Annotated in this window: 25 protein-coding genes and 1 pseudogene; 16 read left to right on the top strand and 10 right to left on the bottom strand. The window is 58.0% G+C overall.

Going from position 1 to position 26,610, the window contains the following annotated elements; genetic code table 11:
* The first annotated feature begins 146 nt into the window (after nucleotides 1–146).
* Both RSO67_RS11170 and RSO67_RS11165 read left to right on the top strand, forming a co-directional pair.
* On the top strand, nucleotides 147–500 hold the full coding sequence (locus RSO67_RS11170; RefSeq protein ID WP_315843508.1) for a response regulator: 354 nt from the start codon (nucleotides 147–149) through the stop codon (nucleotides 498–500).
* Nucleotides 501–573: 73 nt separating this feature from the next.
* The gene (locus tag RSO67_RS11165) at nucleotides 574–1,302 is read left to right on the top strand and encodes a PRC-barrel domain-containing protein (protein WP_184511687.1); all 729 of its coding nucleotides are present in this window, start codon (nucleotides 574–576) and stop codon (nucleotides 1,300–1,302) included.
* Between the two features lie 222 nt (nucleotides 1,303–1,524).
* Here the strand turns inward: RSO67_RS11165 and RSO67_RS11160 are convergent, their stop codons facing one another.
* From RSO67_RS11160 to RSO67_RS11145, 4 genes are all read right to left on the bottom strand, one after another.
* Entirely contained in the window at nucleotides 1,525–1,764 is a 240-nt protein-coding gene (locus RSO67_RS11160; protein ID WP_184511686.1) for a hypothetical protein, read from the bottom strand.
* Between the two features lie 63 nt (nucleotides 1,765–1,827).
* Complete coding sequence (locus RSO67_RS11155) at nucleotides 1,828–2,010, bottom strand: hypothetical protein (protein WP_184511685.1); 183 nt, start codon at nucleotides 2,008–2,010, stop codon at nucleotides 1,828–1,830.
* Nucleotides 2,011–2,052: 42 nt separating this feature from the next.
* The gene (locus RSO67_RS11150) at nucleotides 2,053–2,208 is read right to left on the bottom strand and encodes a hypothetical protein (RefSeq protein ID WP_184511684.1); all 156 of its coding nucleotides are present in this window, start codon (nucleotides 2,206–2,208) and stop codon (nucleotides 2,053–2,055) included.
* 64 nt (nucleotides 2,209–2,272) lie between these two features.
* Nucleotides 2,273–2,503, bottom strand: coding sequence for a hypothetical protein (locus RSO67_RS11145; protein WP_184520282.1), 231 nt, complete (start codon nucleotides 2,501–2,503; stop codon nucleotides 2,273–2,275).
* A 270-nt stretch (nucleotides 2,504–2,773) separates the two neighbouring features.
* Here RSO67_RS11145 and RSO67_RS11140 point away from each other — a divergent pair, with 270 nt between their 5' ends.
* Nucleotides 2,774–3,781, top strand: coding sequence for an alpha/beta fold hydrolase (locus tag RSO67_RS11140; RefSeq protein WP_184519825.1), 1,008 nt, complete (start codon nucleotides 2,774–2,776; stop codon nucleotides 3,779–3,781).
* A gap of 294 nt (nucleotides 3,782–4,075) precedes the next feature.
* A complete protein-coding gene (locus RSO67_RS11135) occupies nucleotides 4,076–5,047 on the top strand; it encodes a sensor histidine kinase (protein WP_068738809.1) in 972 nt (323 codons plus the stop codon).
* A gap of 359 nt (nucleotides 5,048–5,406) precedes the next feature.
* Here RSO67_RS11135 and RSO67_RS11130 read toward each other — a convergent pair whose 3' ends face one another.
* Both RSO67_RS11130 and RSO67_RS11125 read right to left on the bottom strand, forming a co-directional pair.
* Nucleotides 5,407–5,574, bottom strand: coding sequence for a hypothetical protein (locus tag RSO67_RS11130; protein WP_184511683.1), 168 nt, complete (start codon nucleotides 5,572–5,574; stop codon nucleotides 5,407–5,409).
* A 95-nt stretch (nucleotides 5,575–5,669) separates the two neighbouring features.
* A complete protein-coding gene (locus tag RSO67_RS11125) occupies nucleotides 5,670–5,900 on the bottom strand; it encodes a hypothetical protein (RefSeq protein WP_184511682.1) in 231 nt (76 codons plus the stop codon).
* Nucleotides 5,901–6,068: 168 nt separating this feature from the next.
* Between RSO67_RS11125 and RSO67_RS11120 the strand changes: the two genes are divergently transcribed.
* The 4 genes from RSO67_RS11120 (at nucleotide 6,069) to RSO67_RS11105 (ending at nucleotide 8,230) form a co-directional block, all read left to right on the top strand.
* Nucleotides 6,069–6,386: a hypothetical protein gene (locus RSO67_RS11120; RefSeq protein WP_184511681.1), complete on the top strand. Its 318-nt coding sequence runs from the start codon at nucleotides 6,069–6,071 to the stop codon at nucleotides 6,384–6,386.
* Between the two features lie 15 nt (nucleotides 6,387–6,401).
* Entirely contained in the window at nucleotides 6,402–7,001 is a 600-nt protein-coding gene (locus tag RSO67_RS11115) for a hypothetical protein (RefSeq protein WP_315843507.1), read from the top strand.
* A gap of 164 nt (nucleotides 7,002–7,165) precedes the next feature.
* Nucleotides 7,166–7,564 carry a host attachment family protein gene (locus RSO67_RS11110; RefSeq protein ID WP_184511679.1) on the top strand — a complete coding sequence of 133 codons (399 nt, stop codon included), beginning with the start codon at nucleotides 7,166–7,168 and terminating at the stop codon, nucleotides 7,562–7,564.
* Between the two features lie 156 nt (nucleotides 7,565–7,720).
* The gene (locus RSO67_RS11105) at nucleotides 7,721–8,230 is read left to right on the top strand and encodes a ferritin-like domain-containing protein (protein ID WP_315843506.1); all 510 of its coding nucleotides are present in this window, start codon (nucleotides 7,721–7,723) and stop codon (nucleotides 8,228–8,230) included.
* A gap of 782 nt (nucleotides 8,231–9,012) precedes the next feature.
* On the opposite strand, the gene RSO67_RS11100 is transcribed toward RSO67_RS11105, so the two are convergent.
* A complete protein-coding gene (locus RSO67_RS11100) occupies nucleotides 9,013–9,897 on the bottom strand; it encodes a LysR family transcriptional regulator (RefSeq protein ID WP_184519822.1) in 885 nt (294 codons plus the stop codon).
* A gap of 101 nt (nucleotides 9,898–9,998) precedes the next feature.
* Between RSO67_RS11100 and RSO67_RS11095 the strand changes: the two genes are divergently transcribed.
* Nucleotides 9,999–10,862, top strand: coding sequence for an SDR family oxidoreductase (locus RSO67_RS11095; RefSeq protein ID WP_184511677.1), 864 nt, complete (start codon nucleotides 9,999–10,001; stop codon nucleotides 10,860–10,862).
* Between the two features lie 37 nt (nucleotides 10,863–10,899).
* Nucleotides 10,900–11,371: pseudogene (locus RSO67_RS11090) on the top strand (AtaL-like protein).
* A 147-nt stretch (nucleotides 11,372–11,518) separates the two neighbouring features.
* Here the strand turns inward: RSO67_RS11090 and RSO67_RS11085 are convergent.
* A complete protein-coding gene (locus tag RSO67_RS11085) occupies nucleotides 11,519–12,811 on the bottom strand; it encodes an ArgE/DapE family deacylase (protein ID WP_184511675.1) in 1,293 nt (430 codons plus the stop codon).
* Between the two features lie 79 nt (nucleotides 12,812–12,890).
* Here RSO67_RS11085 and RSO67_RS11080 point away from each other — a divergent pair, with 79 nt between their 5' ends.
* The 6 genes from RSO67_RS11080 to RSO67_RS11060 all read left to right on the top strand — a co-directional run bounded on the left by RSO67_RS11080 (nucleotide 12,891) and on the right by RSO67_RS11060 (nucleotide 23,826).
* A complete protein-coding gene (locus tag RSO67_RS11080) occupies nucleotides 12,891–13,715 on the top strand; it encodes an IclR family transcriptional regulator (RefSeq protein WP_184511674.1) in 825 nt (274 codons plus the stop codon).
* Between the two features lie 41 nt (nucleotides 13,716–13,756).
* Entirely contained in the window at nucleotides 13,757–14,869 is a 1,113-nt protein-coding gene (locus RSO67_RS11075; RefSeq protein WP_184511673.1) for a M20 family metallopeptidase, read from the top strand.
* Between the two features lie 464 nt (nucleotides 14,870–15,333).
* Entirely contained in the window at nucleotides 15,334–15,627 is a 294-nt protein-coding gene (locus tag RSO67_RS11070; protein WP_184511672.1) for a hypothetical protein, read from the top strand.
* Between the two features lie 628 nt (nucleotides 15,628–16,255).
* The gene (locus tag RSO67_RS11065; RefSeq protein ID WP_410001833.1) at nucleotides 16,256–22,099 is read left to right on the top strand and encodes a HAMP domain-containing protein; all 5,844 of its coding nucleotides are present in this window, start codon (nucleotides 16,256–16,258) and stop codon (nucleotides 22,097–22,099) included.
* Complete coding sequence (locus RSO67_RS30455; RefSeq protein ID WP_410001832.1) at nucleotides 21,987–22,562, top strand: response regulator; 576 nt, start codon at nucleotides 21,987–21,989, stop codon at nucleotides 22,560–22,562. The genes RSO67_RS11065 and RSO67_RS30455 overlap by 113 nt, the downstream gene beginning before the upstream one ends.
* A 61-nt stretch (nucleotides 22,563–22,623) precedes the next feature.
* Entirely contained in the window at nucleotides 22,624–23,826 is a 1,203-nt protein-coding gene (locus RSO67_RS11060) for a response regulator (RefSeq protein ID WP_184511670.1), read from the top strand.
* A 185-nt stretch (nucleotides 23,827–24,011) separates the two neighbouring features.
* On the opposite strand, the gene RSO67_RS11055 is transcribed toward RSO67_RS11060, so the two are convergent.
* Complete coding sequence (locus RSO67_RS11055) at nucleotides 24,012–24,188, bottom strand: hypothetical protein (RefSeq protein ID WP_315843505.1); 177 nt, start codon at nucleotides 24,186–24,188, stop codon at nucleotides 24,012–24,014.
* A gap of 177 nt (nucleotides 24,189–24,365) precedes the next feature.
* Nucleotides 24,366–26,297 carry a caspase domain-containing protein gene (locus RSO67_RS11050; RefSeq protein WP_315844221.1) on the bottom strand — a complete coding sequence of 644 codons (1,932 nt, stop codon included), beginning with the start codon at nucleotides 26,295–26,297 and terminating at the stop codon, nucleotides 24,366–24,368.
* Nucleotides 26,298–26,610 lie beyond the last annotated feature (313 nt).

The raw sequence follows: 26,610 nt of genomic DNA, 5'->3' as shown, positions 1-26,610 counted from the left end.
GGAAGCTCGCCGTTATAGGCGTAAAGGGATCTACAAAATAAATCAGACAAAACTCCGTCTCATTCGTTCAAATAATGGAACGAAGATCAGTAGGCCGACTTGGCGCATTACAGTTAGTGGCCTGTGTGTGCCCACCGGAGGTGGGAATGCCGATAGTTCTCGTGGTCGAAGATGAAACCCTTATCCGGGATTTGGTCAGCGAAGAGCTAAGCGACGCAGGATTTGAGGTACTGCAGGTCGGCAACGCAAGCCAAGCCATAGCTGTGCTGGAGGCCCGTCAGGATATCCACCTCCTGTTCACTGACATTGACATGCCCGGTTCCATGGATGGCCTGAAGCTAGCCGCTGCAGTGCGGGACAGATGGCCACCTGTCCACATCATCATCACGACCGGTAAGGCGAGGCCAATGACCATTCCAGCCAATGCGCTGTTCATCCCCAAGCCCTACCTTACCAGAGCGTTGGTGTCCGCAATGCGGACATTCGACAACATGTGCTGATTACTTCGGCGGCGTAGATCGCCGCCCCGCGTCGTTTAAGACGATTATTTCGAAATCGAGATCGGAAAGACTGATGGTCACGCGAACAGCAATTCTTTGCGCCTTCATCGCGGTTGGCGGAATCACAGCGGCCTCGGCAGAGTGCGAGATTGGTGATGCCAAGCTAGAAGAAGCGGTCCAGCAAAATCCCCGATTTCGTGGCCCTACTAACAGCCAGTATGTGCGCGATCTCCGCAATCTGCGGGACGCCGCATTGACGCTTCGATCTTACGGACGTCACGAGGATTGCGAGCGGCTTCTTGCAAATATCCGCGAACTGATTGCAGGCCCGCCGATGGGACTGCTGGGCGACAACGACGAGGAGGAAGCGGACAAGCAGAATGCCGCGAGTGAGCCGAAGGTGAAGCGCGGGGCTGCTACCGGTACTCGCAATAAAAAAGATGCGAAGCCCCTTCTGCGGATAGACGAACTTGCGCCGGGGTTAAGGACTGACGAAATGATTGGCTCGGAGGTCCGCAGTTCCGACGACAAGATCGTCGGCGAAGTGAGGAACATTGTATTTGGCACAAAAGACGGTCGCGATTATGCGGTCGTGGCTTCCGGCGGATTTTTTACGACCGGAAAGGACAGTATCGTCGTCCCGGTTCGGTCACTGATGATTTCGCAGGACCGCGGCAGCTTCTATCTTTCAATCACTAAGGAGGCCATGAAAGCCGTGCCGCTTATGCCCGATCCTGACTACAACTGGTTGTCCGATCTGACGTGGCGCACGCGCAACGATGCCCTCTTCCAAAAGCCCTGAAGTTTTAATGAATGGGTGAATCCTAAGCCTGTCGGCTATCACGGGGCTTGAAATAGACAATAGCTACAATTTTCCCGTGAACTGAATTCAGGAAGCAAACATTCGGTCCGCCACACTCCATCAGACAGGCGGCCCAATGCGAGATAAACTCTGGCACCGGGCCGCCCACCGGACGTGAGTGCGGAAATCTCCCGCCCGTTTTCACATGATTGCCGCCTACGCTCAGTCCTCAAGAATAGATTTTGTAGCGACAAACACCTGTTCCGCAGTGCCTTTGATCGTTCCTTTTGCCCATGCTTGGAATACCGTCACGTAGGCAGTCTTGTGGGCGACCTCGTCAGCAGAGAAATAGATTTCGTCGGTGGTGGTGTCCAGAACGAGAGCACCGGTATCGATGCAAATCTCCTCGATTAGAACGAGTCGTTCTTCGTGCTCGGCCAGGTGGCGCTGAACAATACTCATTAAAACTCCAGACAACGCCCGCAGGCAGTTCATTTACTGACGCAGCGAAAGCCGTGACATATCCTATGCGACGTAGCGCGCAGGGGGCCGATCTGTCTCGCCATCGAGCCAGTCTTGTTCGGCGGCCAAATCCAACCACGCTTTTTCCATTCGTCTGTAGCGTGCGATCGCCGGGCGGCTGGTCGCTGCATCGGCTAGCTGGGAGCAATTCGCGGCGTTCTCACGGAAGGTGTCTGCAAGCTTCATTTCATCCTCCTCTAACCCGTCGTTCTTCGGGTCACAGCGTTCTTACTTGCCGCGCTCAATGTCGCGGGCCTGCTGTTCCAATTCGTCCGTCAGCTGGAGAATGTTGCGCTGGACCTCCGGGTCGGAAACCAACCGCGCCATAGCACGATACTTTTCGACCTTCTCACGCAGTTCCCTGACAGTACGCCTCGTATGCATTGCATTTCCCTCCGCGGAATCAATACGCCGGAGGGGACAAATAGTTCTGTTTCAGGCGCTGCAACTAAGCCTGACTTTGAGTTTTTGAGTTTTCTGGTTCGACCGGCAGCAGCTGCATCGGCGGCACTGCAGATCGCAGGGATGCGTGTTGCACTTCATCAGCCAGGCGCGTCAGTTGATCATGCAGCCGGGCATACATTGCGCGTTTGGTAGGATCTGTTGCGAGATCCCGCACCAGACCCGCCTCTGCGGCATCTATCCGCAGCTTTTCGATTGAAGCCAAAAAATCTTTCATGAGACGCGTCGCTCCTGGCTTGAGAAGGCGGGAGCGCTACAGGCGGTCTCATCACCGATATATGCCACAGACGTGCGGTGATAATGGACAACAAACTGCTTCGATGTCGGTTCCAGTCGATTAAATCCAGTAGAGATGCAGTTTACGATCGCTGTCTTTCAGGGCGTTCAATCGGAACGCGACCCTATTTGCATTAGATTGATCGAGAAGCGAACGAAAGAGCCGGCATCCGCTTATTGTAGGGGTCCTCCAAGCTGTAGAATGAAAAAAATGATGTTTCTTGCAGAAAGAAAACGATTTACTCGGCCGCGTGGAGTGTCAACCAATCCCTATTGGACGGCGGCACTCGTCGGCACAGCGGGCCTGGTGGCTTCCGCTATTATCAATCGCTTCCTCGCAAAGAAGGCAGAGCGCGACAACCCACCAACTGGCAGGTTCATCAACGTCGACGGCGTCGATCTGCACTATGTCGAGCGCGGCGTCGGACCAGCTGTCGTGCTGCTGCACGGCAATGGCAGCATGATCCAGGACTTTGGGTCGAGTGGATTGATCGACGCGGTCGCCCGCGATCATCGGGTCGTAGTATTTGATCGACCAGGCTTTGGTCACACCAACAGGCCTCGAAACGCGGTGAAGTGGGGGCCGAACGAGCAGGCCGATCTGATTAAAATCGCTCTCGAACGCCTCGGCATTCAGAACGCAATTATTGTTGGCCATTCGTGGGGAGCCTCAGTCGCGGTCGCAATGGGATTACGCCATCCTGCGTCGGTACATGCGCTTGTGCTCGTGTCCGGCTATTATTACCCGAGCTTTCGTCCGGATTTTGCCGCGATGTCTGCGCCTGCTGTACCTGTCATCGGTAATCTGATGAGTGTGACCGTATCGCCGATAGTCAGTCGGTTAATTTGGCCAGCACTCGTCGCCAAGCTGTTCGGCCCGGCTGCAGTGCCAGCCAAATTTAGGCGGTTTCCGAAAGAGATGGCAGTTCGCCCTTCTCAAATCCACGCCGCGGCCGAAGAATCTGGTTTGCTCGTGCTCAATGCTGCCCGCTCTCAGGCTCATTATAAAGAGCTGTCAATGCCTGTAACAATTATCGCAGGCCAAAATGATCGTCTGATCGATCCAATCTCACAGTCCGGACGTTTACATGACGATGTCGCGCAAAGCAGGTTTCACCCGATCCCGGAGACCGGGCACATGGTGCACCAGACGGCAACTCAATCCGTCGTCGATGCGATTGGTGAGGTCAGCACCCCAGCCTCTGCCGTCGACAAGTAAGGGCAACCTGACGGCGGGATCTGAAAGATCGGTTTAGGACTACTCCCATATCAGCACCGTCACAGGAGGACGATAAGCGCTGCTAATGCAATCAAACCCGCTATACCCGCCATCATTAATATTAGAAAGAACTTTAACATGCAGAACAACAACGCGATAACGACGAAGTTGCACGCGTAGTCGCCGATTTGCGAGCCGTGAATGTTTCCCCTGCAGGCCGAAGAACTGTTAGCTTAAATGGGCAACCACCCAGAGGGGAACCCCGTGCCTAAAGCTCCTGGAAAAGCGCACGCGATGGATTTCGAGCAGCTTCTTGAAGCAATCGCCGCAGCAGGCGTGACCTTGTGGACTTGGAATGTTGACTCCGATGAACTCACGATGGATGACGCAGCATTTGACCTTTGGGGCGTCCCAAGGAGCGACAGCGTAACTTTCGAAGATCTTTCAGCTCATATACACCCTGCGGACCGAGACCGCGTCAGGGCGGCTTTTGCCGCCACACGGGGGATTGTTGGACCCTATGAAATCGATTTCCGTATCATCATAGAGGAAGAAATCAGATGGATCTCTGCTCGGGGGAAGGGCGACGACGCCGGCATCCGAGATCGCGTAATGTCCGGTATTTTTATCGACGTCACCGGACGTAAGCAGGCCGAAGAGGGGCATGAACTACTCGCCGGAGAAATGAGCCACCGAGTTAAAAACCTGCTGGCAATTGCATCTGGCCTTACGGCCATCACGTCCCGGTCGACGACAACAAGCGTCGAGATGGCGAAAGAGCTGACCCAGCGGTTATCTGCTCTTGGGCGAGCCCACGATCTTATCCGCCCGATCCCAGGGCATGAAGGCAAAGCAGCATTACTCGGCGACTTATTAACTGTGCTGTTAGCACCCTATGACGACCTCGGTGCATTCAGCGGACGAATTCGCGTGTCGGTACCACGTATGGGCGTCGGAGAAGCGTCCGCGACAACACTGGCCATGGTCGTGCATGAACTTGCTACCAATTCGCTGAAGTACGGTGCGTTGTCTGCCCCGACGGGCACGCTTGACGTCGCATGTTCAAGCCCCGACAGCGAAGTCATCATCGTCTGGACGGAGCGTGGCGGACCTACTGTCTCCCCGCCAGTTGGGGCCGGCGGCTTTGGAAGCAAACTCGTTGCGCGAAGCATGACATCTCAGCTTGGTGGATCGATAGACCGTCAGTGGCAGGAAGAGGGAGTAGTTGTAACAATAAAGATGGATAGAGAGAGGCTCGCTACGTGACCAAGCGTGTACGGCATATTGCGATTATCGTCGGCGTCGGTGTGCGTAGCAATGACCGTACCCAATCGACCGGGTTTGACGAAGCCTATATGTGCATCCACAGAGCGTAAGACTCCGACCATTCCAAGGTGCTATTGTAGCGCCGTTCAGCTTCAGTTCACTAGAGTTTCGATCCCGCAGTTCTTATGGAAGAAGCGAACGAGATCGCCTGCAATTTCCTGGAGCGGTCGGGAGGCCTGGAACGTTTCGATTGCCGCGCTTACCATGCTTTCTGTCGCGTCAAGCCAGAAAGTCGCGACGTTCGCCCGTGATGGCCATCTCACACTCGGCGTATACGTCACACAATTCGGTGATCTTCTTTAGTTCTGTCCGTCGTCGGGCTTCTTGCTCTGCCCACCCGAACTGTTGCCTTCCTCCTCGTCCTGCGCCTTTGAGCTGAGGTCCTGTGCACGCTCGATGTCCTCGGGGGGCTTCTCGTTACGACCGTGAAGCTCGATCCCGTGTCCGTTCTTCGGGGTCTTGGGCATGGTGTTTTCCTTCTTCAGTCTGCAGGCAGGAACGAGCAGAATTCCTAAGGCTATAAAGTCCGAGGAAACGACCCATAAGAATTGCACGTCGAAGACTATTGGCCATGATCAACTAGGACTCGGTTGCAACTCTGCGAGATTTTGGAGCGGTTTTGCTGGAGGCAGCTGAGGATCGCAAGGTCGCCCTGATCGAGGACAGCGGCGCAGTATTTTTTCACGTCAGGTGCACAAGCTTGCCGCTCCTGTTCGGTTCCTCCCTGCTGCGCGAGAGCGTGTCCGGAGAAGATAACAATTGTCGTCAGAGCCGCGGTAAATAATCTGAGCATGTTGGTCCTTTGGTTACCGGTTCAAGCGATAGGATCGCAGGTTGTTCCCGACCAGAACCACATGCGGGAAGCAAGCCGGCATTTGTCTAGATAATCAGATCGCGAACGGAACAGGTTCATCTTCGGTCAGTTAGAAGCGCCCTGTCACTGACTAGTGAGGAAAACAAAATGAACCGCCTTTCGCCACTCTGTATAGCTGCTGCTCTGTTCGTTTCGGGGGCTGCGCATGCGCAAGCACCTGCCGCGAAAGACGGTCCCGGCAATAATGCAGTCAACAACGAACAGAAGAACTCGGCCGCGCCGGTCGCCGGTAGAAACTCCTTCACCGAAGGTCAAGCCAAGAGCGCGATCGAGAAAGCCGGTTATAGCGATATCTCTGAGCTCAAGAAGGACGATGACGGTGTGTGGCGCGGCAAAGCCAGCAAAGGTGGAACCGCAGGCGCAATCAGCGTCGACTTCCAGGGCAACGTCAACGCTGCCAAATAATCAAAGGAAACACTCATGACGGTAACGATCTCACGTCTATATGACTCTTATGCAGATGCGCAGCAGGCGGTGACCGCGCTCGAGGCAGCCGGCGTCCAACACTCCAATATCAGCATCGTTGCCAACAATTCGGATGGTTGGTTCGACGGAAAGAAGGACCGCGACGGGGTCGATGATCGTGCTGAAGCGGCGGGAACTGGCGCCGGAATCGGTGCGGGCGTCGGCGGCGCTGCCGGCCTTTTGGCCGGTCTGGGGTTGCTTGCGATTCCAGGTCTCGGGCCGGTCGTCGCGGCAGGGTGGCTTGCCGCTACGGCAGTCGGGGCTGCGGCCGGCGCCGCGACCGGCGGCGTGGTCGGTGCTCTGACCGAAGCCGGCGTGTCGAAGGAAGATGCGCCACTTTATGCAGAAGGCGTTCGCCGCGGCGGGACGCTCGTCTCAGCCAAGGTAGCTGACGCGGATCGCACCCGCTTCGACGGCATCTTGAACCGATCGTCAGTCAATCTGCAGGATCGTAGCGCAACATGGCAGAAGACTGGCTGGACTGGTTACGATCCGGCCAATAAGCCTTACGGAGCGGATGAAGTGCGGAAAGAGCGCAGCCTATACGGCAGCTAATACTGAGATGGCCCGCTAAGCGGGCCATCTCTTCAAGTGCGGTGAATCCGGCGCGCGTTCACGGCGGTTCATTGAGTCGGGAACTTCGCGAAGGCGGAAGTATTGCTCTTTGGCTCGCGGCCAACTTGGACAACGGCGCCAAACTCAACATGTCAGGAAATAGAATGATCCTCCCAACGGATACCATCGTTGCTGTTGCCGACGGTGAAAAGTTGAACCTTTTCCGCAATGTCGGCACCGAAACCGAAATGAGCTTGGTCGCTGCTCCCGGCGAGGATGTCGAGCCGGTCAGCGGCAGTGGTGGACAGAATAGCAGCTCCGCCAACCCCGATCAGAGTCGGGCGGAAGAAGACGGTTTTGCATCCGGCATCATCGAAATGCTGAATGCTCAGGTGCTAACAAATAAGTTCAGCAACATCGTGATCATCGCCGCGCCGAAGACACTTGGTGAGATGCGCAAACATTACCACAAAAAGCTCGATGAGGCTCTGGTCGGCGAAATCGCGAAGGACCTGACTGGTCACTCGATAGCGGATATCGAGAAGACGATACTTGCTGCGTAGCTTTTGATCCTCGACCGGCCACTTGGACCAGGCACCTTTTTCTGGCGAGTTCCAAGAATTGCGAAGGATGAGCCCGATCGACGGGGAACTCTCCGTTGAAATCCGCGTTCGCAATCCGCCGCAGGATACGGCAGTTATCGATAACAGGAGGATGCGATGGGTCTGTTCACTAAAGACATTAAGACCATGGAAGACATGTTTCTTCACGGCTTGCAGGACATCTATTACGCTGAAAACCAGATCACCAAGGCGCTGCCGCAAATGATCGAGCAGGCGACCAATCAGGATCTTGCCGCTGGCCTTAAGTCGCATCTTGAAGAGACCGTGAAGCAGGTAGGTCGTCTAGAACAGGTCTTCAAGAAGCTTGGCAAGGAGCCAAGCGCTACGGATTGCCCAGCCATCGACGGTATCATCAAAGAAGCCAAGGAGACTGCGGGCGAGATCGACAATAAGGCGGTCCTGGACGCCGCCATCGTCGCGAACTCTCAAGCGGTCGAGCACTACGAGATTGCTCGCTACGGCACGCTTATCGCCTGGGCAGAGGAACTGGGTCACGACGACGTTGTGCGGCTGCTGACCACCAACCTTAACGAAGAAAAGGCGGCCAACACCAAACTGAATACGATCGCGCTTCGTAAGGGCGTCAACAAGAAGGCGGTGGCCTGAAGACGCCACCGATCGTCGGTCGCGACGGTGACACTGCAAAATCCCGTGACGCCAGATGGCGGGCACTTCGTCGTGAAGGGCCGCCTCTGGCGCTTGTCTCCGGCTAGGGAAGCACTGATGGAATTTGCAGCCGCCAGAGCGATCGCTCGGGCGGCTTTTGCATTTAGTGAACTGTTGGCCTTATGGATGGTCCGCTAATCGGCGGCGTCTATCCTCTCGTGCAGTCTGACCCACGGCACGGATACGTATCGGCGCTCGCGGCAACGGTGTTCGCGACATCTTCGGTGGGGGACTGTCGTCCTCATCAAGTGAGCTGAGCGCTACGAGAATATCGCCGATCCTGACCGTCCCATTGGAGCCGGGGATCTGGCGTAACCATGGCTTCCCCTCCACCGTAAAAGCATCTGATGCCCAAGCCGCAAGAACGCATCGCTTTTGCAGAGTGTCTAAGAAGGGATTCGCGAGAACTTCCCGCGGATGCGTGAAGGTGCTGGCGAGGAGGGAATTTGCGTGGATTCCATTCATCGACATGGCAGATGTCGTCATGTGGGCCTCCTAACTCCTTTCGTTTAAAGGCGACAATCGATGTAGATTTCTACAATCCTCGGTCAAGAGGGGAACCAAAAATTTTTGCGATCTTGCATCGCTTCTACCCGCTGAACTCGCTCTAAAAGCCGCGGCCGTGCAACAAAGTAGGCCTGCGAGTGGGGCTTCGTATATATACCCCGCATCGTTGTAAACTTCCCAAGCGGCTAGCGATTAGAGCGCAAAAGGACGTTCCATTATTTCATGAAGGCGGCCAGTTCGTCCGGCGTTCCCATCGGGAAAGCTTCTTTCAAGTAGTCCAGAAAGGCAGAAACACGAGCGCTCAGCAGCCGCCGAGAGGGATAAAGAGCCCACAGAGCGATGTCCGGTCCGCCTACGTCGCCCCACTGCACTAACGTCCCAGCAGCCAGATCATGACTTACGAGTGATATCGGAAGGCGTGCTGCGCCAACGCCCGCGCGGACCGCGTCGCGCACCATGACAATCGATGAAAGAGAGAGGACCGGATCGATCGCGATGCGCGATTTTCCTGTTGGTGTTGTTACATCCCAGGATGTCTCCCCACCTGCTCCACGCACAACAGCTGGGACAGGCGAGTCGGCGGGTCGAGCCAAACTTGAACTCGCAACGACTACCAGCCGATCGCGCAGAAAGGCTCGTCCGACGAGTCTTTCATCCGGATCCGGATTGATGCGGATGACCAGGTCGTAACCTTCTTCCACCATGTCGACGGGCCGGTCTTCGGTCGTGATCTCCAGCCGCACCTGCGGATATTTGAGCGCGAACCCAGCGGCCAGCTTGCCCATGGCAATCTGTGAAAACAGCAGGGGAGCACTAACCCGCAATTTGCCGCGCGGTTTGTCGCCGCGCGAAGCGATCGCGGCTACCGTTTCGTCTAGCTCGGTAAGCAGGGTCCCTGTCCGCTCGTAAAGTGATCGCCCCTCCTGAGTAAGCTTCAATTCTCGCCCGCCGCGCTCAAACAGGCGCAGGCCGAGGATGCTCTCCAGTTCCGCCACCCGTCGCGACAGGGTTGCCTTCGGGTGACCCGTCGCACGTGCCGCGCGGCCAAACCCGCCATGGCGGGCGACCAGGTTGAAATCTGCGAGGGCAAGTAAATCCATCTGTTCCATCTATGAGACTGTCTGTCCAAATATGCCGTCTATCGGACCATTTGTGAACCGCTCATATCCGGAGGGTGTTCAACCCAACAGGAGAAAATCCAATGACCATCCTCGTAACTGGCGCTACCGGCAACATCGGCCGCAATGTCGTCGAACAGCTCGCAAAGCGTGGCGCCTCGGTGCGCGCCCTCGTCCGCGATCCCTCCAAGGCCAAATTTCCAGACGGTGTGGAGGTCGTCCAGGGCGACCTGCTCGACGTCGATTCCCTCCGGTCAGCCATGAAGGGCGTATCCACGCTGTTCCTACTGAACGGTGTCGTGGCCGACGAATATACCCAGGCGCTGATCGCGCTGAACGTCGCCCGCGAGGTCGGGATCGAGCGGTTCGTCTACCTGTCCGTCATCCACAGCGACCGTTACGTAAACGTCCCGCACTTCGCAGGCAAGTTCGGCGTTGAGCGGATGATCGAACAGATGAAGCTCGGCGCCACCATCCTGCGCCCGGCCTACTACATGGACAACGAGATCACGATCAAGGACGTGGTCACCGGCTACGGCATCTACCCAATGCCGATCGGCGACAAGGGCCTTGCCATGATTGATGCGCGTGACGTCGGTGAACTCGCCGCGATCGAGCTGATCCGCCGCCAGCAATCGCCCACGTCCCTTCCGCTCGATTACATCAACGTGGTTGGGCCCGACACGCTCACCGGCGCAGATGCAGCGGCGATCTGGTCGGATGTCCTCGGTCGCACGATCACCTTCCCCGGCAACGACACCGCCGGGTTCGAGCAGAACCTGCGCCAGTTCATGCCGAGCTGGATGGCCTTCGACATGCGCCTGATGGCCGAGCGGTTTCTGACCGAAGGCATGGTCCCGGACGTCGGCGACGTCGAACGGCTGACCGCGCTGCTCGGCCGTCCGCTCCACTCGTATCGCGACCACATCGCGCAGATCACGGCATAGCTCGCCGCGACGTCATCTAACAATCCAGGAGACTATCATGATCTATTCGACCGCTACCGTTCCGGTGAATCCGGACGGTGAAACCAAGCTCACCCGCGAGCAGGCCTGGAAGGGCCTGGAGCTCAAGGCTCGCGATGCGCGCCTGTTCCTGCCGCCGGGCTTGTGCACCCGCTGCGACGTCGTCGAGGAAAGCGAAACCCACCTCGTGCGGGAGGCCACGATTGCCGGCGCCTGCGGGAGATCATCGTGCTTGAGAAAGGAAGCAAGGTAACCTTTTCCAGGCTACCGGTCCGCGCGAAGGTGTAATCATCAATGAGTTGTTCGTGGATGAGGCCGGAGCGCTCCAGCTCCGCTTCTACTGTTACACCGGCTTACGCGGGAAGAAGCCTCATGGCCCTGAGGAACAAGCCGAGCAGGCGCAGTTCGACAGCGAGGATAAGGGCTACAAAGCCGCCCTGTTATCGACACTAAAGCGCACCCGCGAGCTGCTCGCGGATGGGCGGCTCTGAGAGTTCACAGAATAAAGGGGGCTGTCTTAAGGGAGGCGCCCCCTTCGAGAAGGCACGGCCGCGCAAGTCAGATTCGCATAACCTTTATATGAAAATGCCTCTAAGAAAGTTAGGCGAACGTTGTCTTTCAACTGGGCTGCCTGTTACTCACTCAGGTGTGGCAAGCTCAACGCCACACCATTCGGCGATGAAAAGTGTCATCGCAGTAGTGATGCGCTTGAGAGACGCAATACTGACGCGCTCATCAAAGCCATGAATGTTTTGGGAGTAGGGGCCGTAGCATAGCGCGGGAATCTTGTCGTAGAGCGCATAAACCCTGGTATCGAGATAACCGGCAGTCATGAAGCTTTCGAGCTTCTTGCCGGTCGCCCCTAAATGAGCATCCGCGAGCACCTTTTCTGCCTCGGAGCCTGGCGGCAGTTCGTATCCTTCTGTGTGGAAGCCGTGGAAAGTGACTAATGGGGGAATGTTTGAAAGGAACGAGTCTTCCCGCGCGAATTTTGCAATTCGCTGCTCAATCTCAGCAGCTGCCTCCTTGGCACTGACGCCAGGATAGATCGAAACGCGGCAGCCGATTCGACACCATGCGGGAACGGACGACTCCCAGTCGCCGCCCTCAATTTTGCCGACGTTCAAATTAATAGGATGTTCTTCGTTTTCAAAGTTTGGACGCCCCGCTTTCCGAGCGTTCCATTCCGTTTCCAGTTTGCGGAGCTCACCAATGATGCGGTAAGCCGCGTCGATCGCATTGGCACCCGTGCCCATCTCGCGGACGTGGACGGGTAGACCCCGCACCTCCACCTGAAACCAAACAACACCTACGTTCGCTCGTACTAGCTTCTCGTCTTCTGGCTCTGGAATGAGAACGGCGTCGGCTTTGTAGCCGCGAAGATGCGTCATCAAAGCGCCGTTACCAGTCGATTCTTCCTCGACGACGGATTGAATATAGACGGTCGCAGCCGGCTGCAGCCCGATCCTGCGCAGCGCATCGAGAGCGTAAAGGTTCGCCGCGTGGCCCGCCTTCATGTCTGCGCCACCTCGGCCATAGAGCCAGTCGCCCTCAATCACCGGGTCGAAAGGTGGATGGGTCCACAAGCTCTCTGGTCCCGGCGGGACGACATCAACGTGGGCCTGCAAGATGAGGGACCGACCGGCTTCGTCGCGCGGGCGATGTGTTCCAACAACGATCGGGGCGCGTGAATGATCGTCTGAGAACGGGGAGCCGCCGGGATGCCGCCCGATGGCCTCACGGTCCATGTCGAAGCGCTCCATCGCGTATCCGCGATTACGCAACTCATTGAAAACGCGGTCCTGAATAACAAATTCATCGCCGCGCACGGATTGCAGCCTGATGAGATCCTGCGTGTAGGCGATCTGCTCGGCAAATCCGTCTTCGACCGAAGCAATCAGTTTTTTGCGAAGCGTATCGTCGAGAACCATGGCTGCCATCCGGTGAGAGACAGCACATTTTGGTCCACGGCCCTTGTTTGTGTCAACACATGATGTAGAGTGTCACAGCATGATACAAAACCCACTTGCCGGACGGCTGTCGGCAACGATCGCAGACAAGCCAGGCGTTCCCATCGTAAGAGCACTGGACCGGGGCATCGCGCTCCTCAAGGCCTTCCATATCGCACGACCTCGTCAAACCTTGACAGAACTGTCGGCAGCGGCCGATCTGGACAAAGGGACTGCGCGACGACTACTTCATACGCTTCAATGCAGCGGGCTGATTGATCACGATCCCTCGAGCGGTCTGTATTCGCTCGGTGTTGGCGTGCTTGAGCTCGCATCCTCCGTGGAAAAGGGGAGGGAGCTGCGCGAGATTGCAGCGCCCTTGCTGAGCGAGCTCAGCGAGACAACTGGTACCACTGCCTATCTTTGGGTTCATCATGAGGGCAGCGCCATCTGTGTCGAGCGCGTGCGAGCCTCCATTCCAAATGTCGATGCCGCCTGGTTCACTGTCGGATCAAGGGCGCCGCTTAATTGCGGAGCTGGGCCCCGCGCGTTGTTGGGCTTTATCTCACCGGAAGAGCGATCCGTCGCTCTTTCGCTTGAGCTTGCGAAACGCACGCCGAAAAGCCAGACCAACATCAAAACCCTGAATGCCGAGGCCGTGCGAATTCAAAAGCAAGGCTGGGAGCTGGCCGTTGATGATTTCGTTGTAGGCCTGGCGGCATTGGGCGTGCCTGTCTTCGATCGCCAGGGACATCTAGCCGGAAGCATCAGCATCACGACATTGACTGCGCAGCTGGTCGAAGGTGCGAAGCCACGTCACCTTGACCTCATCAAGAAGGTCAGTGCTGAGATTGGCGCGAAGCTTTTTAGCCGCGACGCACGATGACCGACCGAGATAGCCCTTTAGTAAAGCTGAGTGAGGATCGAATGAACAGCGTTGAACTTGCACAAGCCTTGGTGCGATTTGATTCCCTCAACCCGCCCGGCAGAGAAAAGGATTGCGCAGGTTATATTGCCGATTTGCTGCGGGATGCCGGCCTTGCCGTTACAGCTTACGAGTTCGCGCCGGGACGGCCGTCAATCGTCGCCAGGTTGTCTGGCACGGAGGCACTAAAGCCACTTGTCTTCACAGGCCACATTGATGTCGTGCCGCTTGGAGAAAAGCCGTGGTCGGCACCGCCGTTCGCGGCGGAGATCCGTGAGGGCAAGCTCATCGGGCGCGGCGCCAGCGATATGAAAGCTGGCGTCGCAGCCTTCGTTGTTGCTGCGGTCGAAGCGACCAAGAAAGGCCGCTTGAAACGCGGCATCACGCTGGTCATCACCGCAGGTGAGGAGACGGGGTGCCAAGGAGCGTTCCACCTTGCACGCGAGGGTGCCCTTGGGGACGCAGAGCTATTGATCGTTGCGGAGCCGACGTCGAATCTTCCTATCATCGCGCATAAAGGCTCGGTCAGGCTGAGAATCACGGCCACAGGAAAGACAGCGCATTCTTCGATGCCTGAGCTGGGCGAAAACGCTGTGTATAAGGTTGCGAGCTGGGTCGGACTTATCGAAGCTCTGAAGTTTCCTGAGAACGAACACCCGTTGCTAGGGAGGACGACCGCCTCGGTCACCACGATCTTCGGCGGTCAAAACATCAACTCCGTTCCCGATTCGGCAGGCGTTACAGTCGATTTTCGCACAGTGCCCGGACATGACCATCAGGTGCTCATTGCAGACATCCAAGAGCGATTGGGAGCTGAAGCATCGATACAGCTGGTCACCGATTTCAAAGGGTTCGCGACTGCACCCGACGAGCCTGCGATTGAACCATTGATGGACATCCTGGCCGCTCGACTGGGCGCTCCCCCTGTGCCGGCCGGCGCTCCTTACTTCACCGATGCCTCTGCCTTGGTGCCGGGGTTTAACAATGTGCCAACCGTCGTCATCGGTCCCGGCGAAGCGGCGCAATGCCACCAAACCGATGAGTTCTGCTACGTCGAGCGAATTGATGAGGCATTCGACATCTACACTCAGCTTATAGACCGTATCTGCAGGTAACCTTTTGTGGGGAGGTAAGGGCCTCTCAAGCCGGCACCCCGCCTTGAGGCGCGCTGCGCTTCAAGAAAATCGGAATCGCATACTTACATTATAGAATAAAAACCTAGGCTAGCGACTAGCTGACCGTCGCCGGGTCCGTTCGATGCCATCGTTGATCTCGCCCCGGCACGCTTCAACAGCCAGTTCACGCGAGCGAAACTTGACCGGCCCCCGTATCTACCCGGATAGATGTTCCAGCGCCAAAGCCCCCGGCTGGACCTCCTGCACGTCGTATTGAATTGTTCGATGTAACAATGTGCATACTCCCCGTTCCCCAGTGGAGGATAACACAACCGGAGTGGTTATAAATTCTTGATTCACACAAGACATCCGGCGGCTGGATCCGCCTATCGAAAGGTCTGAGCCTCCCAGGAACGAATCTTATCTGACGCGCTTGAATCTGCCATCAGTTGCGGAGTTGCGTTGTGTCCTGGTCGACTCGATTTCCGAATCCGATCGTCCTGCCTGCCGGCGGTAAGCTGGCCACCCTGCAGGACGCCGGCGAGTATATCACCCGGCTGCCAAAGCAAACGCACGACACTCCCCCGTGGCAGAACGCGATGCACGTCTTGATCCAGGCCGCTGAGTATGGCGGGCCGATTGAGTTCGCGCGCCTCGGCATGCTGCAAGCACTCTTTCCCAAAGGCACTCCGGTTTACCACTCGGTCGACAAAGACACGAAGTGGCGCCACCGTTATACGCCAGTGAGGGATCGATGAACCTCTCGGACTAAGGGCTCACACTTTACACTTCGTGTGAGGCCCAGCTTATTCTCAAAGAGAGTGATGATTTTTGAGCAGCCGGACAGCATCTTTTCAAGGTCGATAATCCGGTTAGGCCCGACGGGCATTTCCCCCGATGACGCAGCCCGTCGACAAGCTGCGCTGTGTAGAGCCAAGCGCTGCTGCCGCGTTGGATGCGCATTGATACCCAAACGTTGACTTAATATCGACGTCAATCTCGGTTGCAGCGAGCATGGGCTCCGTCGCCCGTTATCTAAACGTCGCCATGATGACTATATCCTCGCGATCGATCGGCTCCTGAAGAAGATGTTGGTCAAGCGTTGACCTGCAGGCGCGTTGGCTGCTGTATCTTCTCAAGAAAGCCAAGAATAAGATCGAAAACCTATTTATCGTAGGTAGCCGAGGGCTCCGTCATTGCGTATTGGCGCGGGCGTTAGCCTGCGATTTAGAATACGATTCGCGCATTCCGGAGTCGCAAAGCCGGGTTCGTCCAGCCCGGTGATGGGTGTTGGGATGCGGCTCGCGGCAAAAATGGAAGCCTGCTATCACCACATATCAGGGCACCAGAAAATCGTGTGGCCCTTAATCAGGCGAGCCGAGACCGATGAGCGAAACGACGACTTTCCGCGATCGCAAGAAGTCCGCAAACGTTAAGAAAAACGGGAAAGCGACGGTGTCTGTCGAGGACGCCGTGGCGCTCCGGTCGGGACAGCTTCTCAATGCCATTCTGGCCTTTCGAGACGGCGACTTTTCGGTTCGCCTGCCCTCGAACTGGCCCGGCATGGATGGTCGGATCGCCGAGGCTTTTAATCATAGTGTCGCATATGAAGCGCGGATTTCCCGGGAAGTTGCGCGTCTGAGCGACACGGTAGGCAAGGAGGGCAGGCTCAAGCAACGCATAACACTGCCTGGCGCTACGGGAGGCTGGGCCGAAAAGGTCGACTCGATCAACACGCTGCTCGACGATCTGGTGCGCCCGACGACCGAGGTGGCGCGCACGATTGGCGCGGTGGCCAAGGGCGACCTCGGACAATCCATGGAACTGGAAGTCGACGGCAGGCCTCTCAAAGGTGAATTTCTGAGGTCGGCCAAACTGGTCAATACGATGATCGAGCAGCTCTCGGTCTTTACGTCCGAAGTCACCCGCGTCGCGCGTGAAGTCGGCACCGAAGGCAAGCTTGGCGGCCAAGCCCAGGTGAGGGGCGTCTCCGGTGTCTGGCGGGAACTGACCGAGTCGGTGAACCAGATGGCCGGCAATCTGACGGCGCAGGTCCGCAACATCGCCGACGTGACCATCGCCGTCGCCAATGGCGATCTGTCGAAGAAGATCACGGTCGACGTCCGCGGCGAGATCCTGCAGCTCAAGGAGGCCATCAACACGATGGTTGACCAGCTCCGCTCCTTCGCCTCCGAAGTGACACGCATGGCGCGCGACGTCGGTACCGACGGAAGCCTGGGCGGTCAGGCTGTCGTTCCCGGCGTGGCCGGCACGTGGAAGGACCTGACCGACTCCGTCAACGCGATGGCGACCAACCTCACGGAGCAGGTGCGCAACATCGCGACCGTGACGACGGCGGTGGCGCGCGGCGACCTCTCGCGCAAGATTACCGTCGATGCCAAGGGGGAAATCCTGGAACTGAAGAACACCATCAATACGATGGTCGACCAGCTCAACGGCTTTGCGGCCGAGGTGACCCGCGTGGCGCGCGAAGTTGGCACCGAAGGCAAGCTCGGTGGTCAGGCCGCGGTGCCCGGCGTCGCCGGCACCTGGAAGGATCTCACCGATAACGTGAACTTCATGGCGTCGAACCTCACGGGGCAGGTCCGCAACATCGCCGAGGTGACGACAGCGGTGGCGCGCGGCGATCTGTCCAAGAAAATCACCGCGGACGTCCGCGGCGAAATCCTCGAGGTGAAGAATACCATCAACACGATGGTGGACCAGCTCAACGGTTTCGCATCCGAGGTGACGCGCGTGGCTCGCGAGGTCGGCACGGAAGGCAAGCTTGGCGGTCAGGCCGCGGTGCCCGGCGTCGCCGGCACCTGGAAGGATCTCACCGACAACGTCAACTCGATGGCGTCAAACCTGACCGGTCAGGTCCGCAACATTGCAGACGTCGCCACGGCGGTGGCCAATGGCGACCTCTCGCGCAAGATCACGGTCGACGTGAAGGGCGAAATCCTCGCATTAAAGAACACCATGAATACCATGGTGGATCAGCTCAACGGCTTCGCGGCGGAAGTGACGCGCGTGGCGCGCGAAGTCGGCACCGAAGGTAAGCTCGGTGGTCAGGCCGCTGTGCCCGGCGTCGCCGGCACGTGGAAGGATCTCACCGACAACGTGAACTTCATGGCCTCGAACCTGACGGGGCAGGTCCGCAACATCGCCGAGGTCACGACCGCGGTGGCGCGCGGCGACCTGTCCAAGAAGATTACGGCCGATGTGCGTGGCGAGATCCTCGAGGTGAAGGACACCATCAACACGATGGTGGATCAGCTCAACGGTTTCGCCTCCGAAGTGACGCGCGTGGCGCGCGAAGTCGGCACCGAAGGCAAGCTCGGCGGCCAGGCTCAGGTGCCCGGCGTCGCCGGAACCTGGAAGGATCTTACCGACAACGTCAACTCGATGGCCAATAACCTGACCGGTCAGGTGCGTAACATCGCGGAAGTCACCATCGCGGTCGCCAATGGCGATCTGTCCAAGAAGATCACGGCCGACGTGCGCGGCGAGATCCTCGAGGTGAAGCAGACCATCAATACCATGGTCGATCAGTTGCGCTCCTTCGCAGCGGAAGTCAGCCGCGTGGCGCGCGAGGTCGGCACCGACGGCAAGCTCGGCGGCCAGGCCCATGTGCCTGGCGTCGCTGGCACCTGGAAGGATCTCACCGACAACGTTAACTCGATGGCCAATAACCTGACCGGTCAGGTGCGTAACATCGCCGACGTCGCGACGGCAATCGCGCGCGGCGATCTCAGCCGCAAGATCACCGTGGACGTGAAGGGTGAAATCCTCGAGCTGAAGGAAACCATGAACACCATGGTCGATCAGCTCTCGGCCTTTGCCTCAGAAGTGACGCGCGTCGCGCGCGAGGTGGGCACCGAAGGCAAGCTCGGCGGTCAGGCGGCGGTGCCGGGCGTCGCCGGCACCTGGAAGGATCTCACCGACAACGTCAACTACATGGCCTCGAACTTGACCGACCAGGTCCGCAACATCGCCGAGGTTACCATCGCGGTGGCCAGCGGTGACCTGTCGAAAAAGATCACCGTCGACGTGCGCGGCGAAATTCTTCAGCTCAAGGAGACTATCAACACGATGGTCGAGCAGCTACGTTCCTTTGCGTCGGAAGTGACGCGCGTGGCGCGCGAGGTAGGGACCGAGGGGCGGCTCGGCGGACAGGCCGCGGTGCCCGGCGTCGCCGGCACCTGGAAGGACCTGACGGATACGGTCAACGGGTTGGCGAACAACCTGACCACCCAGGTGCGCAACATCGCGGAAGTGACCACGGCGGTGGCGCGCGGCGACCTGAACCGCAAGATCACCGTGGACGTGCAGGGCGAAATCCTAGAGCTGAAGAACACCATCAATACCATGGTCGATCAGCTCAACTCCTTCGCCGGCGAAGTAACGCGCGTGGCGCGCGAAGTCGGGACCGAGGGTCGACTGGGCGGTCAGGCGGCGGTGCCCGGTGTCGCCGGCACGTGGAAGGATCTCACCGACAACGTCAACTTCATGGCGTCGAACCTGACAGATCAGGTCCGCGGCATTGTGAAGGTCGTGACCGCCGTGGCGAACGGCAATCTCACCCAGCGCCTGAACGTTCAGGCGAAGGGCGAAGTGGCGGCGCTGGGCGAGACTATCAATAACATGACGGATACGCTCGCGACCTTCGCCGATCAGGTGACAAACGTGGCGCGCGAAGTCGGCGTCGACGGGCGGCTCGGCGGTCAAGCCAACGTCCCCGGCGCCGCCGGCACATGGAAGGACCTCACCAGCAACGTGAATCTGCTGGCGGCGAATCTGACGACACAAGTGCGCGCGATCGCCGAGGTCGCGACGGCTGTGACCAAGGGCGATCTGACGCGAACGATTCAGGTCGATGCGCGCGGCGAAGTCTCGGAGTTGAAAGACAATCTCAACACGATGATCTCGAACCTGCGCGACACCACCGAGAGCAACCGGGAGCAGGACTGGCTCAAGACCAATCTCGCGAAATTCGGGAACATCCTACAGGGCCAGCGCGAACTGAGCACGGTGGGCAAGATTCTTCTGAGCGAATTGGGGCCGCTGATCCAGGCCTATCAGGGTACGATCTACCATTTGGACAGCGCCGATGAAGACACTAGGCTGACGCTTCTTTCCAGCTACGCGCATCGCGGCGACGGGCTGCCGGAAACCATCGCTTTGGGCGAGGGTCTTGCAGGCCAATGTGCCGTCGAGAAGAAGAGCATCGTGCTCAGCGATGTGGCGCCCGAATTCATTGGGATCTCGTCCAGTCTGGGCAAGGCGACGCGGGTGAGCATTGTCGTTCTCCCCGTTCTCTTTGAGGGGCAGACGAGGGCCGTGATCGAATTGGCGAAGCTGCAGCCTTTCAGCGCCGTCAATCTCGCCTTCCTGGAACAACTGACGCTCAATCTCGGCGCCGTCTTCAACACCATCGAAGCCACGATGCGCACCGAAGGACTGCTGACGCAATCGCAACAGCTCACGGCCGAACTGCAGTCGCGGCAGGCGGAACTGCAGCAGACCAATGAAGAACTCGGCACCAAGGCGAAGCTGCTTGCCGATCAGAATGCCGAAGTGGAGCGCAAGAATACGGAAGTCGAGCAGGCACGACACGCGCTCGAGGAAAAGGCAATCGAACTCGCACTGACCTCGAAATACAAGTCCGAATTCCTCGCTAATATGTCCCACGAGCTGCGGACGCCGCTCAATTCGATTCTCATTCTCAGTCAGCAACTGGCCGAGAATGTGCCCGGCAACCTGTCCGATCGGCAGATCGAGTTCTCCCGCAACATCAATTCGTCCGGCTCCGATCTCCTCAACCTCATCAACGATATTCTCGATCTGTCGAAGATCGAGTCTGGCACCGTGACGGTGGAGGTCGAGGAAATTCCGTTCGGCCGACTGCGCGAAAATGTCGAGCGCAACTTCCGTCACGTCGCGGAGGCCAAGAGCCTGCCGTTTGCCGTGGAATTTGCGTCCAACTTGCCGCGCTTCATGGAGAGCGACGACAAGCGGCTGCAGCAGATCCTCAAGAACCTGCTGTCGAATGCCGTCAAGTTCACCGCGCATGGTCACGTCCAGATGAGCGTTTTGCTTGCGGAGCAGGGATGGACACCCGATCATCCGGTTCTCAGCAAGGCGGATCAGGTCGTCGCTTTTGCGGTCGAGGACACCGGCATCGGCATTTCGCCCGACAAGCAGCGGCTGATCTTCGAGGCGTTCCAGCAGGCGGATGCCGGGACGTCGCGTCGCTATGGTGGCACGGGTCTGGGACTCGCCATCAGCCGCGAATTGGCGGCGCTGCTCGGCGGCGAAATCAAGCTCGCAAGCGTGTTCGATCAGGGCAGCACTTTTACGCTCTATCTACCTGTCAAATTCATCAAGCGCGATATTCCGCAGACCGAACTGACTGAGACGACTGTGTCTGCCCAGTCCTTGACGCGCGAACTCAAGATACTGCCGATCGCGCGGGAAGAATATGTCGAGGATGATCGCGACATCGTGCAGGAGGGAGATCCCGTTCTCCTGATTGTCGAGGACGACGTTCACTACGCGCGCATCCTGCTGGGCCTTGCGCGCGACAAGGGTTTCAAGGGTGTCATCGGCAATCGGGGCAGCGTCGCGCTGGCGCTTGCCCGTCGCTACAGGCCGATGGCGATCTCGCTCGATATCTTCCTGCCGGATATGCTGGGCTGGACGGTGCTCAATCAGCTGAAACTCGATCCTGTCACGCGCCATATTCCGGTGCAGATCATCACGCTCGATGAAGAGAGTCAGCACGGGCTCTCACACGGCGCCTTCGCCTATCTGGTCAAGGAGCCAACCACAGACGGCCTTGAAATGGCCTTCGACCGGCTGAAGAAATTCACCGCGCCGCGCACTAAGCGGCTGCTGGTCGTCGAGGATGACGACATCGAACGGAAGTCGATCGTGGAGCTTCTGAACGACAAGGACATCGAATTGGTGACGGCTGCGACCGGCGCGGATGCCCTGCGCGCAATGCAGGATCATCCGTTCGACTGTGTTGTGCTCGATCTGCGGCTACCGGATATGACGGGCTTCGAACTCTTGGAGAAGCTGCACGCAGATCTCGGCTCTGTCGAAGGTGCCCGTGGTGGTCTTCACCGGCAAGGATCTGAGCGCGAAGGAACAGGCGCAGCTACTGGCGATGGCCAAGAGCATCGTGCTGAAGGACGTTCAATCGCCCGAGCGGCTGCTGGATGAAACGGCTCTGTTTCTCCATCGCGTGATCACCGATCTGCCGAAAGAGAAGCAGGCCATGCTCGAACGGCTGCACGGTTCGATGGAGATTCTCCGTGGCCGCAAGGTATTGGTTGTCGACGACGATGCGCGCAACATTTTCGCGCTCACGTCGCTGCTGGAAAATCACGACGTCGACGTGCTCAGCACCACCAAAGGCCGGGACGCCATCGAGCTCATTCGCACCACGCCGGATATTAGCCTGGTTCTGATGGACATCATGATGCCGGAGATGGACGGATACGAGACTATCCGGCATATACGGAGCCTTCCAGAGTTTCGAACCCTGCCTATTTTGGCGCTCACCGCCAAGGCGATGAAGGGCGACCGGGAGAAATGTCTCGAGGCCGGTGCGAGCGATTACATCTCCAAACCTGTCAACACCGACCAGCTTCTGTCCCTCATGCGCGTGTGGCTTTACCGATGAGTGCGGTCGGCCTTGCAGGTGAACGAGTTTTGGTCTGCGGAACCTCTGTCGGAGCAAAAGGATGAGCGTTCCGGAGCTTTCTGGCGATCGTCAATCCGTGAGCCAAGTGGGGGCGCCACGGCCGGTGGCTGCCGCCCTCGACGTCGTCAATATCCTGATCGTCGATGACGAGCCCAAGAATCTGACCGTCCTCGAAACCGTCCTAACCGATCCGAGATATCGTCTGGTCAAGGGAGGATCCGCCCAGGATGCGCTTCTGGCGTTGCTGCGGGAAGAGTTTGCGGTGCTGATCCTTGATGTGCAGATGCCCGGCGTCACCGGTTTTGAACTCGCCCAGATGATCAAGGAGCGCAAGAAGACCGCCGAGATCCCGATCATCTTCCTCACCGCGTTCTACAATGAAGACGAACACGTCATTGAAGGCTATGACAACGGCGCCGTCGACTACCTGCTCAAGCCCATCAATCCCTCGATCTTGCGTTCAAAAGTGAGCGTCCTTGTTGAATTGTATCTCAAACAGCGCCAGCTGGAGAGCGCTAACCGCGCATTGTCTGCCGAAGTCGCTGAACGGCGTCTCATCCAGGCGCAATTGAGCGAATTGAACGACACGCTGGAACAACGCGTCGCCGAGCGGACGGAAGCGATTATGCAGGCGGAACGTCTGAATCGCCTTCTGATGAACGAAGTCAATCATCGCTCGAAGAATCTTCTGAGCGTCGTATTGGCTGTTGCGCAACAGACGGCCTATTCGAGTGGCCCGGATTTCGTTCGAAATTTTTCGAACAGAGTGCAGGCGCTGGCCGTCAATCAGGATCTGCTCGTCGAGAATCAATGGCGGAGCATCGGAGTGCTGGAGCTCGTTCGCGGTCAGCTTGCGCATTTTGGCGACCTCGTTCAAAGCCGGATCGCCGTCGAAGGACCGTCATTGCAACTTTCGCCTTCCGCTGCACAGTCGATCGGGATGGCCGTCCATGAACTGTCGACCAACGCGGTCAAATATGGCGCGCTTTCGACGGATCATGGCGCGATCGAGATCACATGGGCAGCCGACTATGAAAAGACGGATCAAGGCTTTCATATCCGGTGGGAGGAGCGCGGCGGCCCTGAGGTGAAGGCGCCCGCGCATCGCGGCTTCGGCACGACCGTCGTGACGAGAATGATTGAGATGGGGCTCGGCGGCCGGACAACCCTCGTCTATGCCGCCAGCGGACTGATCTGGAGCTATGTAAGTCCGCTCAGGAGGGTGTTGGAAGAGGAGCGATGATCTAAGGCTAATTGCTATTGCAGATCCCCGAATGACCGCTTCTGGCAAAGCCGCCACTCATCTTGCAAAATATTCCGCAGGTGTCAGTCGTCGCGTCGGGTTCTGCAGCTTCAACAATGTCATTGCACTCGCCGCCATGGCCGCGCCGGCCAACGACACAGCAGGATAGCCGATCACGGCGCCGCCTAATGCGCCGCGATCGCGTTGCGCAGGTTGAAGGCGCCGATGTTCTTCGCCGAAGCGAGATGATCTGCATCTGCAGCGGCCTCCATCACCTGCATCTGCAAGGGCGGCACGATTGGCGGCGCTGTGACGCGTGACGGCGAACAACTGTCGGATCCCGTAATGAACCAGCCTTTCATAATGATCCTGCCGTTTTCGCTATTATCAGATTGCCGTCGAGCTAGGGATGTCAGGTTCTGGCGCAAAACAGACCTTCATGCTCGCGCTCGTGTGTGAATTGTGAACACCTCCTGCGGCGAAGCGATTGACACATCTCCAGCGCCGGCGCGGCGCGTACAGGAATTTCGGATTTGTGCTCAGTTACAGACTTCGAAGTTTCCGGCGTATCCATTGCGCGTCTGCACTAGTTTGCATCCCTTGCCGATTGGGCGGCAGCCACCATTACCACAAATGATTTGCGCGGACGGCGCTGCGGGCGCCGCTACCTGGGTCGTTGAAGGGGCGCGCTTAGTCGGCGGCTTCTTGACTTCGATTTTTTCGCAAGCGTTGTTGTCTCCAACCTCATAGCCGGCGCGGCATGTTACTTTCGTGCAGCGATCGCCATCGGCCTTGTAGCCGCTTTCGCAGACCAACGGACAGATGCGGCCGGTTTTACTTTTGACTAGATCGAGCGCATCAAGACTTGCAAGTTTCACATCTAGGGTGGTGCCGGCGTGCTTGTTAAAGAGACCGAGTGCGCGCTGGGCGGCGCCGTTCCACTCGCTGGTAACGGCTCCGGTGTTGCAACCAACTCTACGCAGCTCTGCTTGTACTTGACGAGGTATATCAATTGCATTTTCGGCAGATCGTGATGAAGTTTCGAACTTCGAATCGGATGCAACGCTGGCCACCGGCCCAGTAGGTCTGTCCGTATCCAAATTCGGCGAGATCGCCTGGCGTCCGTCAGCCTCGCGCTTCCTCTCCGGTAGATTTGGGCCATCGGTAGCGTTTTTCTTCTCCGCCGCAACGCGTGCTTCTCCCGCAGCCTTCGCTACCGCGGCGATCTTGGCGCGCTCTGCTTCGGCCAGCTTGGCGTCTTCCGCCGCTTTTTTCTTTTCCGCTGCAACGCGCGCCTCTTCTGCAGCCTTCGCTACGGCGGCGGTCTTGGCACGCTCTGCTTCGGCTAGCTTGGCGTCTTCCGCTGCTTTTTTCTTTTCTGCAGCGATCCGAACCTCGTCGGCTGCCTTCGCGGCTTTCGCTGCTTTCGCTTGTTCCGCAGCACGCGCACCGTCGGCAGCGAGCCGGGCTTTCTCTTCGTCGGCGATACGTGATCGCTCGGCCGCGGCGCTGCGAGCTTCCTCGGCCAATAACTTTGCGCGCTGCGCCTTGGCGAGCTCCGTGTATAGGCCTCTCGGATAATCGACAATAAACGCCTCCCAAACCGCTTGGGTACCGATCGTCACTGCGGCGTCGTAGTCACGCCGGGCATCGGCATTGGTGGAGCCTGGCAATGAAGATGGGGGGGCAACTACAGTCGGTGATAGAACCGCACCCGACGGCACTAGCGACACGTCGTTGCCGCCGAGGGACCCGTAAACATAGGGCTCTTGCTTGTTGTCGGTAGCTTTCATCACATCGTCGCGAATGAAGCCGAAAGCCTTACGCAGGTCCAGTCCGGGTTTAGGCAGGTGATCCACGAGTGCGGTGGCGAACGGGCTATTGCGGCTCGTGCCGTCTGAAGCGGTCGAACCTGCTTTGGCGGCGAACGCAATCATGGTATTGGGCGTGGTAGGCTCAACCTTTGCCAAGCCTCGGCCAATCGCGCGAGAACCCAACGTACGCTTCATGGTCTTGGCGAACGGGTTGTCGCGACAAGCATCAAGGATTACCAGCCGCAGCTTTTTGGCGGGCTCAACAGCGACAAGGATACGGTCGAGCGAGACCGCTTCATCGTAGATATCCGTGTCCTGCTCAAGAGTCGCGTCGATCGGAATAATGTAATTGATGCCGTCGACTTCAATACCGTGTCCCGCGTAATAGATAACGGCTACGTCTGCATCACGCGTCTTTGCCGTAAAGTCCCGCAGTACTTTTCTCGTGTCACTTATGGAAAGATCACGACGCGAATCGACCGTATCGAAACCGGCTTTTCTCAACACTGTTTCGATGGCGGCCGCGTCATTCGCCGGATTCGCAAGTCTTCCGACATGACTGTAGGCGGAGTTTCCCACGATCAACGCGACTCGTTTTTCTGCCGCCGCCGCTGTAACCAACGTGCAGTAGAGCCCAGCCGCGATCAAAAGGCGTATGACGGTCACTATCAAAATTCCAAAAAGTATAACTTAGATTGCTACAGAAGCCCCCTGTTGGGTAGCGTAAAATTCGTCTGGTTAGCTTGGACTACCTGGCAGGCAACAAAAAAGATGGCGACGGTCGTTACTGCGTTCACCATCAACCTCCGTGGCGATCGCCGCTAATGGGATTAACCAGATACCGCTGTAATTTACCGTACCGGAACTGCCCCGCCAGAGCGGGTAGGGTCCTTAAGATCCGATTGTATTAAAAGGAAATCGTTCGAACTACCACCTCTCGCCAATCCTGAACGGTTGCAGTCAGGGCGCC

It is taken from the genome of Tardiphaga sp. 709 (genome assembly GCF_032401055.1).
Taxonomy (GTDB): Bacteria; Pseudomonadota; Alphaproteobacteria; order Rhizobiales; family Xanthobacteraceae; genus Tardiphaga.
Note: the sequence above shows the minus strand (reverse complement) of the source record. Positions and strands in the feature narration are given on the sequence as shown.

Coding starts and splice junctions, on each gene's coding strand:
- RSO67_RS11160 (WP_184511686.1), bottom strand. CDS start 1,764: ATGAGTATTGTTCAGCGCCACCTGGCCGAGCACGAAGAACGACTCGTT.
- RSO67_RS11125 (WP_184511682.1), bottom strand. CDS start 5,900: ATGCTCAGATTATTTACCGCGGCTCTGACGACAATTGTTATCTTCTCC.
- RSO67_RS11170 (WP_315843508.1), top strand. CDS start 147: ATGCCGATAGTTCTCGTGGTCGAAGATGAAACCCTTATCCGGGATTTG.
- RSO67_RS11085 (WP_184511675.1), bottom strand. CDS start 12,811: ATGGTTCTCGACGATACGCTTCGCAAAAAACTGATTGCTTCGGTCGAA.
- RSO67_RS11135 (WP_068738809.1), top strand. CDS start 4,076: ATGGATTTCGAGCAGCTTCTTGAAGCAATCGCCGCAGCAGGCGTGACC.
- RSO67_RS11140 (WP_184519825.1), top strand. CDS start 2,774: ATGATGTTTCTTGCAGAAAGAAAACGATTTACTCGGCCGCGTGGAGTG.
- RSO67_RS11080 (WP_184511674.1), top strand. CDS start 12,891: ATGATACAAAACCCACTTGCCGGACGGCTGTCGGCAACGATCGCAGAC.
- RSO67_RS11065 (WP_410001833.1), top strand. CDS start 16,256: ATGAGCGAAACGACGACTTTCCGCGATCGCAAGAAGTCCGCAAACGTT.
- RSO67_RS11165 (WP_184511687.1), top strand. CDS start 574: ATGGTCACGCGAACAGCAATTCTTTGCGCCTTCATCGCGGTTGGCGGA.
- RSO67_RS11150 (WP_184511684.1), bottom strand. CDS start 2,208: ATGCATACGAGGCGTACTGTCAGGGAACTGCGTGAGAAGGTCGAAAAG.
- RSO67_RS11075 (WP_184511673.1), top strand. CDS start 13,757: ATGAACAGCGTTGAACTTGCACAAGCCTTGGTGCGATTTGATTCCCTC.
- RSO67_RS11055 (WP_315843505.1), bottom strand. CDS start 24,188: ATGAAAGGCTGGTTCATTACGGGATCCGACAGTTGTTCGCCGTCACGC.
- RSO67_RS11130 (WP_184511683.1), bottom strand. CDS start 5,574: ATGCCCAAGACCCCGAAGAACGGACACGGGATCGAGCTTCACGGTCGT.
- RSO67_RS11120 (WP_184511681.1), top strand. CDS start 6,069: ATGAACCGCCTTTCGCCACTCTGTATAGCTGCTGCTCTGTTCGTTTCG.
- RSO67_RS11100 (WP_184519822.1), bottom strand. CDS start 9,897: ATGGATTTACTTGCCCTCGCAGATTTCAACCTGGTCGCCCGCCATGGC.
- RSO67_RS11110 (WP_184511679.1), top strand. CDS start 7,166: ATGATCCTCCCAACGGATACCATCGTTGCTGTTGCCGACGGTGAAAAG.
- RSO67_RS11145 (WP_184520282.1), bottom strand. CDS start 2,503: ATGAAAGATTTTTTGGCTTCAATCGAAAAGCTGCGGATAGATGCCGCA.
- RSO67_RS11155 (WP_184511685.1), bottom strand. CDS start 2,010: ATGAAGCTTGCAGACACCTTCCGTGAGAACGCCGCGAATTGCTCCCAG.
- RSO67_RS11060 (WP_184511670.1), top strand. CDS start 22,624: ATGAGCGTTCCGGAGCTTTCTGGCGATCGTCAATCCGTGAGCCAAGTG.
- RSO67_RS11115 (WP_315843507.1), top strand. CDS start 6,402: ATGACGGTAACGATCTCACGTCTATATGACTCTTATGCAGATGCGCAG.
- RSO67_RS11095 (WP_184511677.1), top strand. CDS start 9,999: ATGACCATCCTCGTAACTGGCGCTACCGGCAACATCGGCCGCAATGTC.
- RSO67_RS11105 (WP_315843506.1), top strand. CDS start 7,721: ATGGGTCTGTTCACTAAAGACATTAAGACCATGGAAGACATGTTTCTT.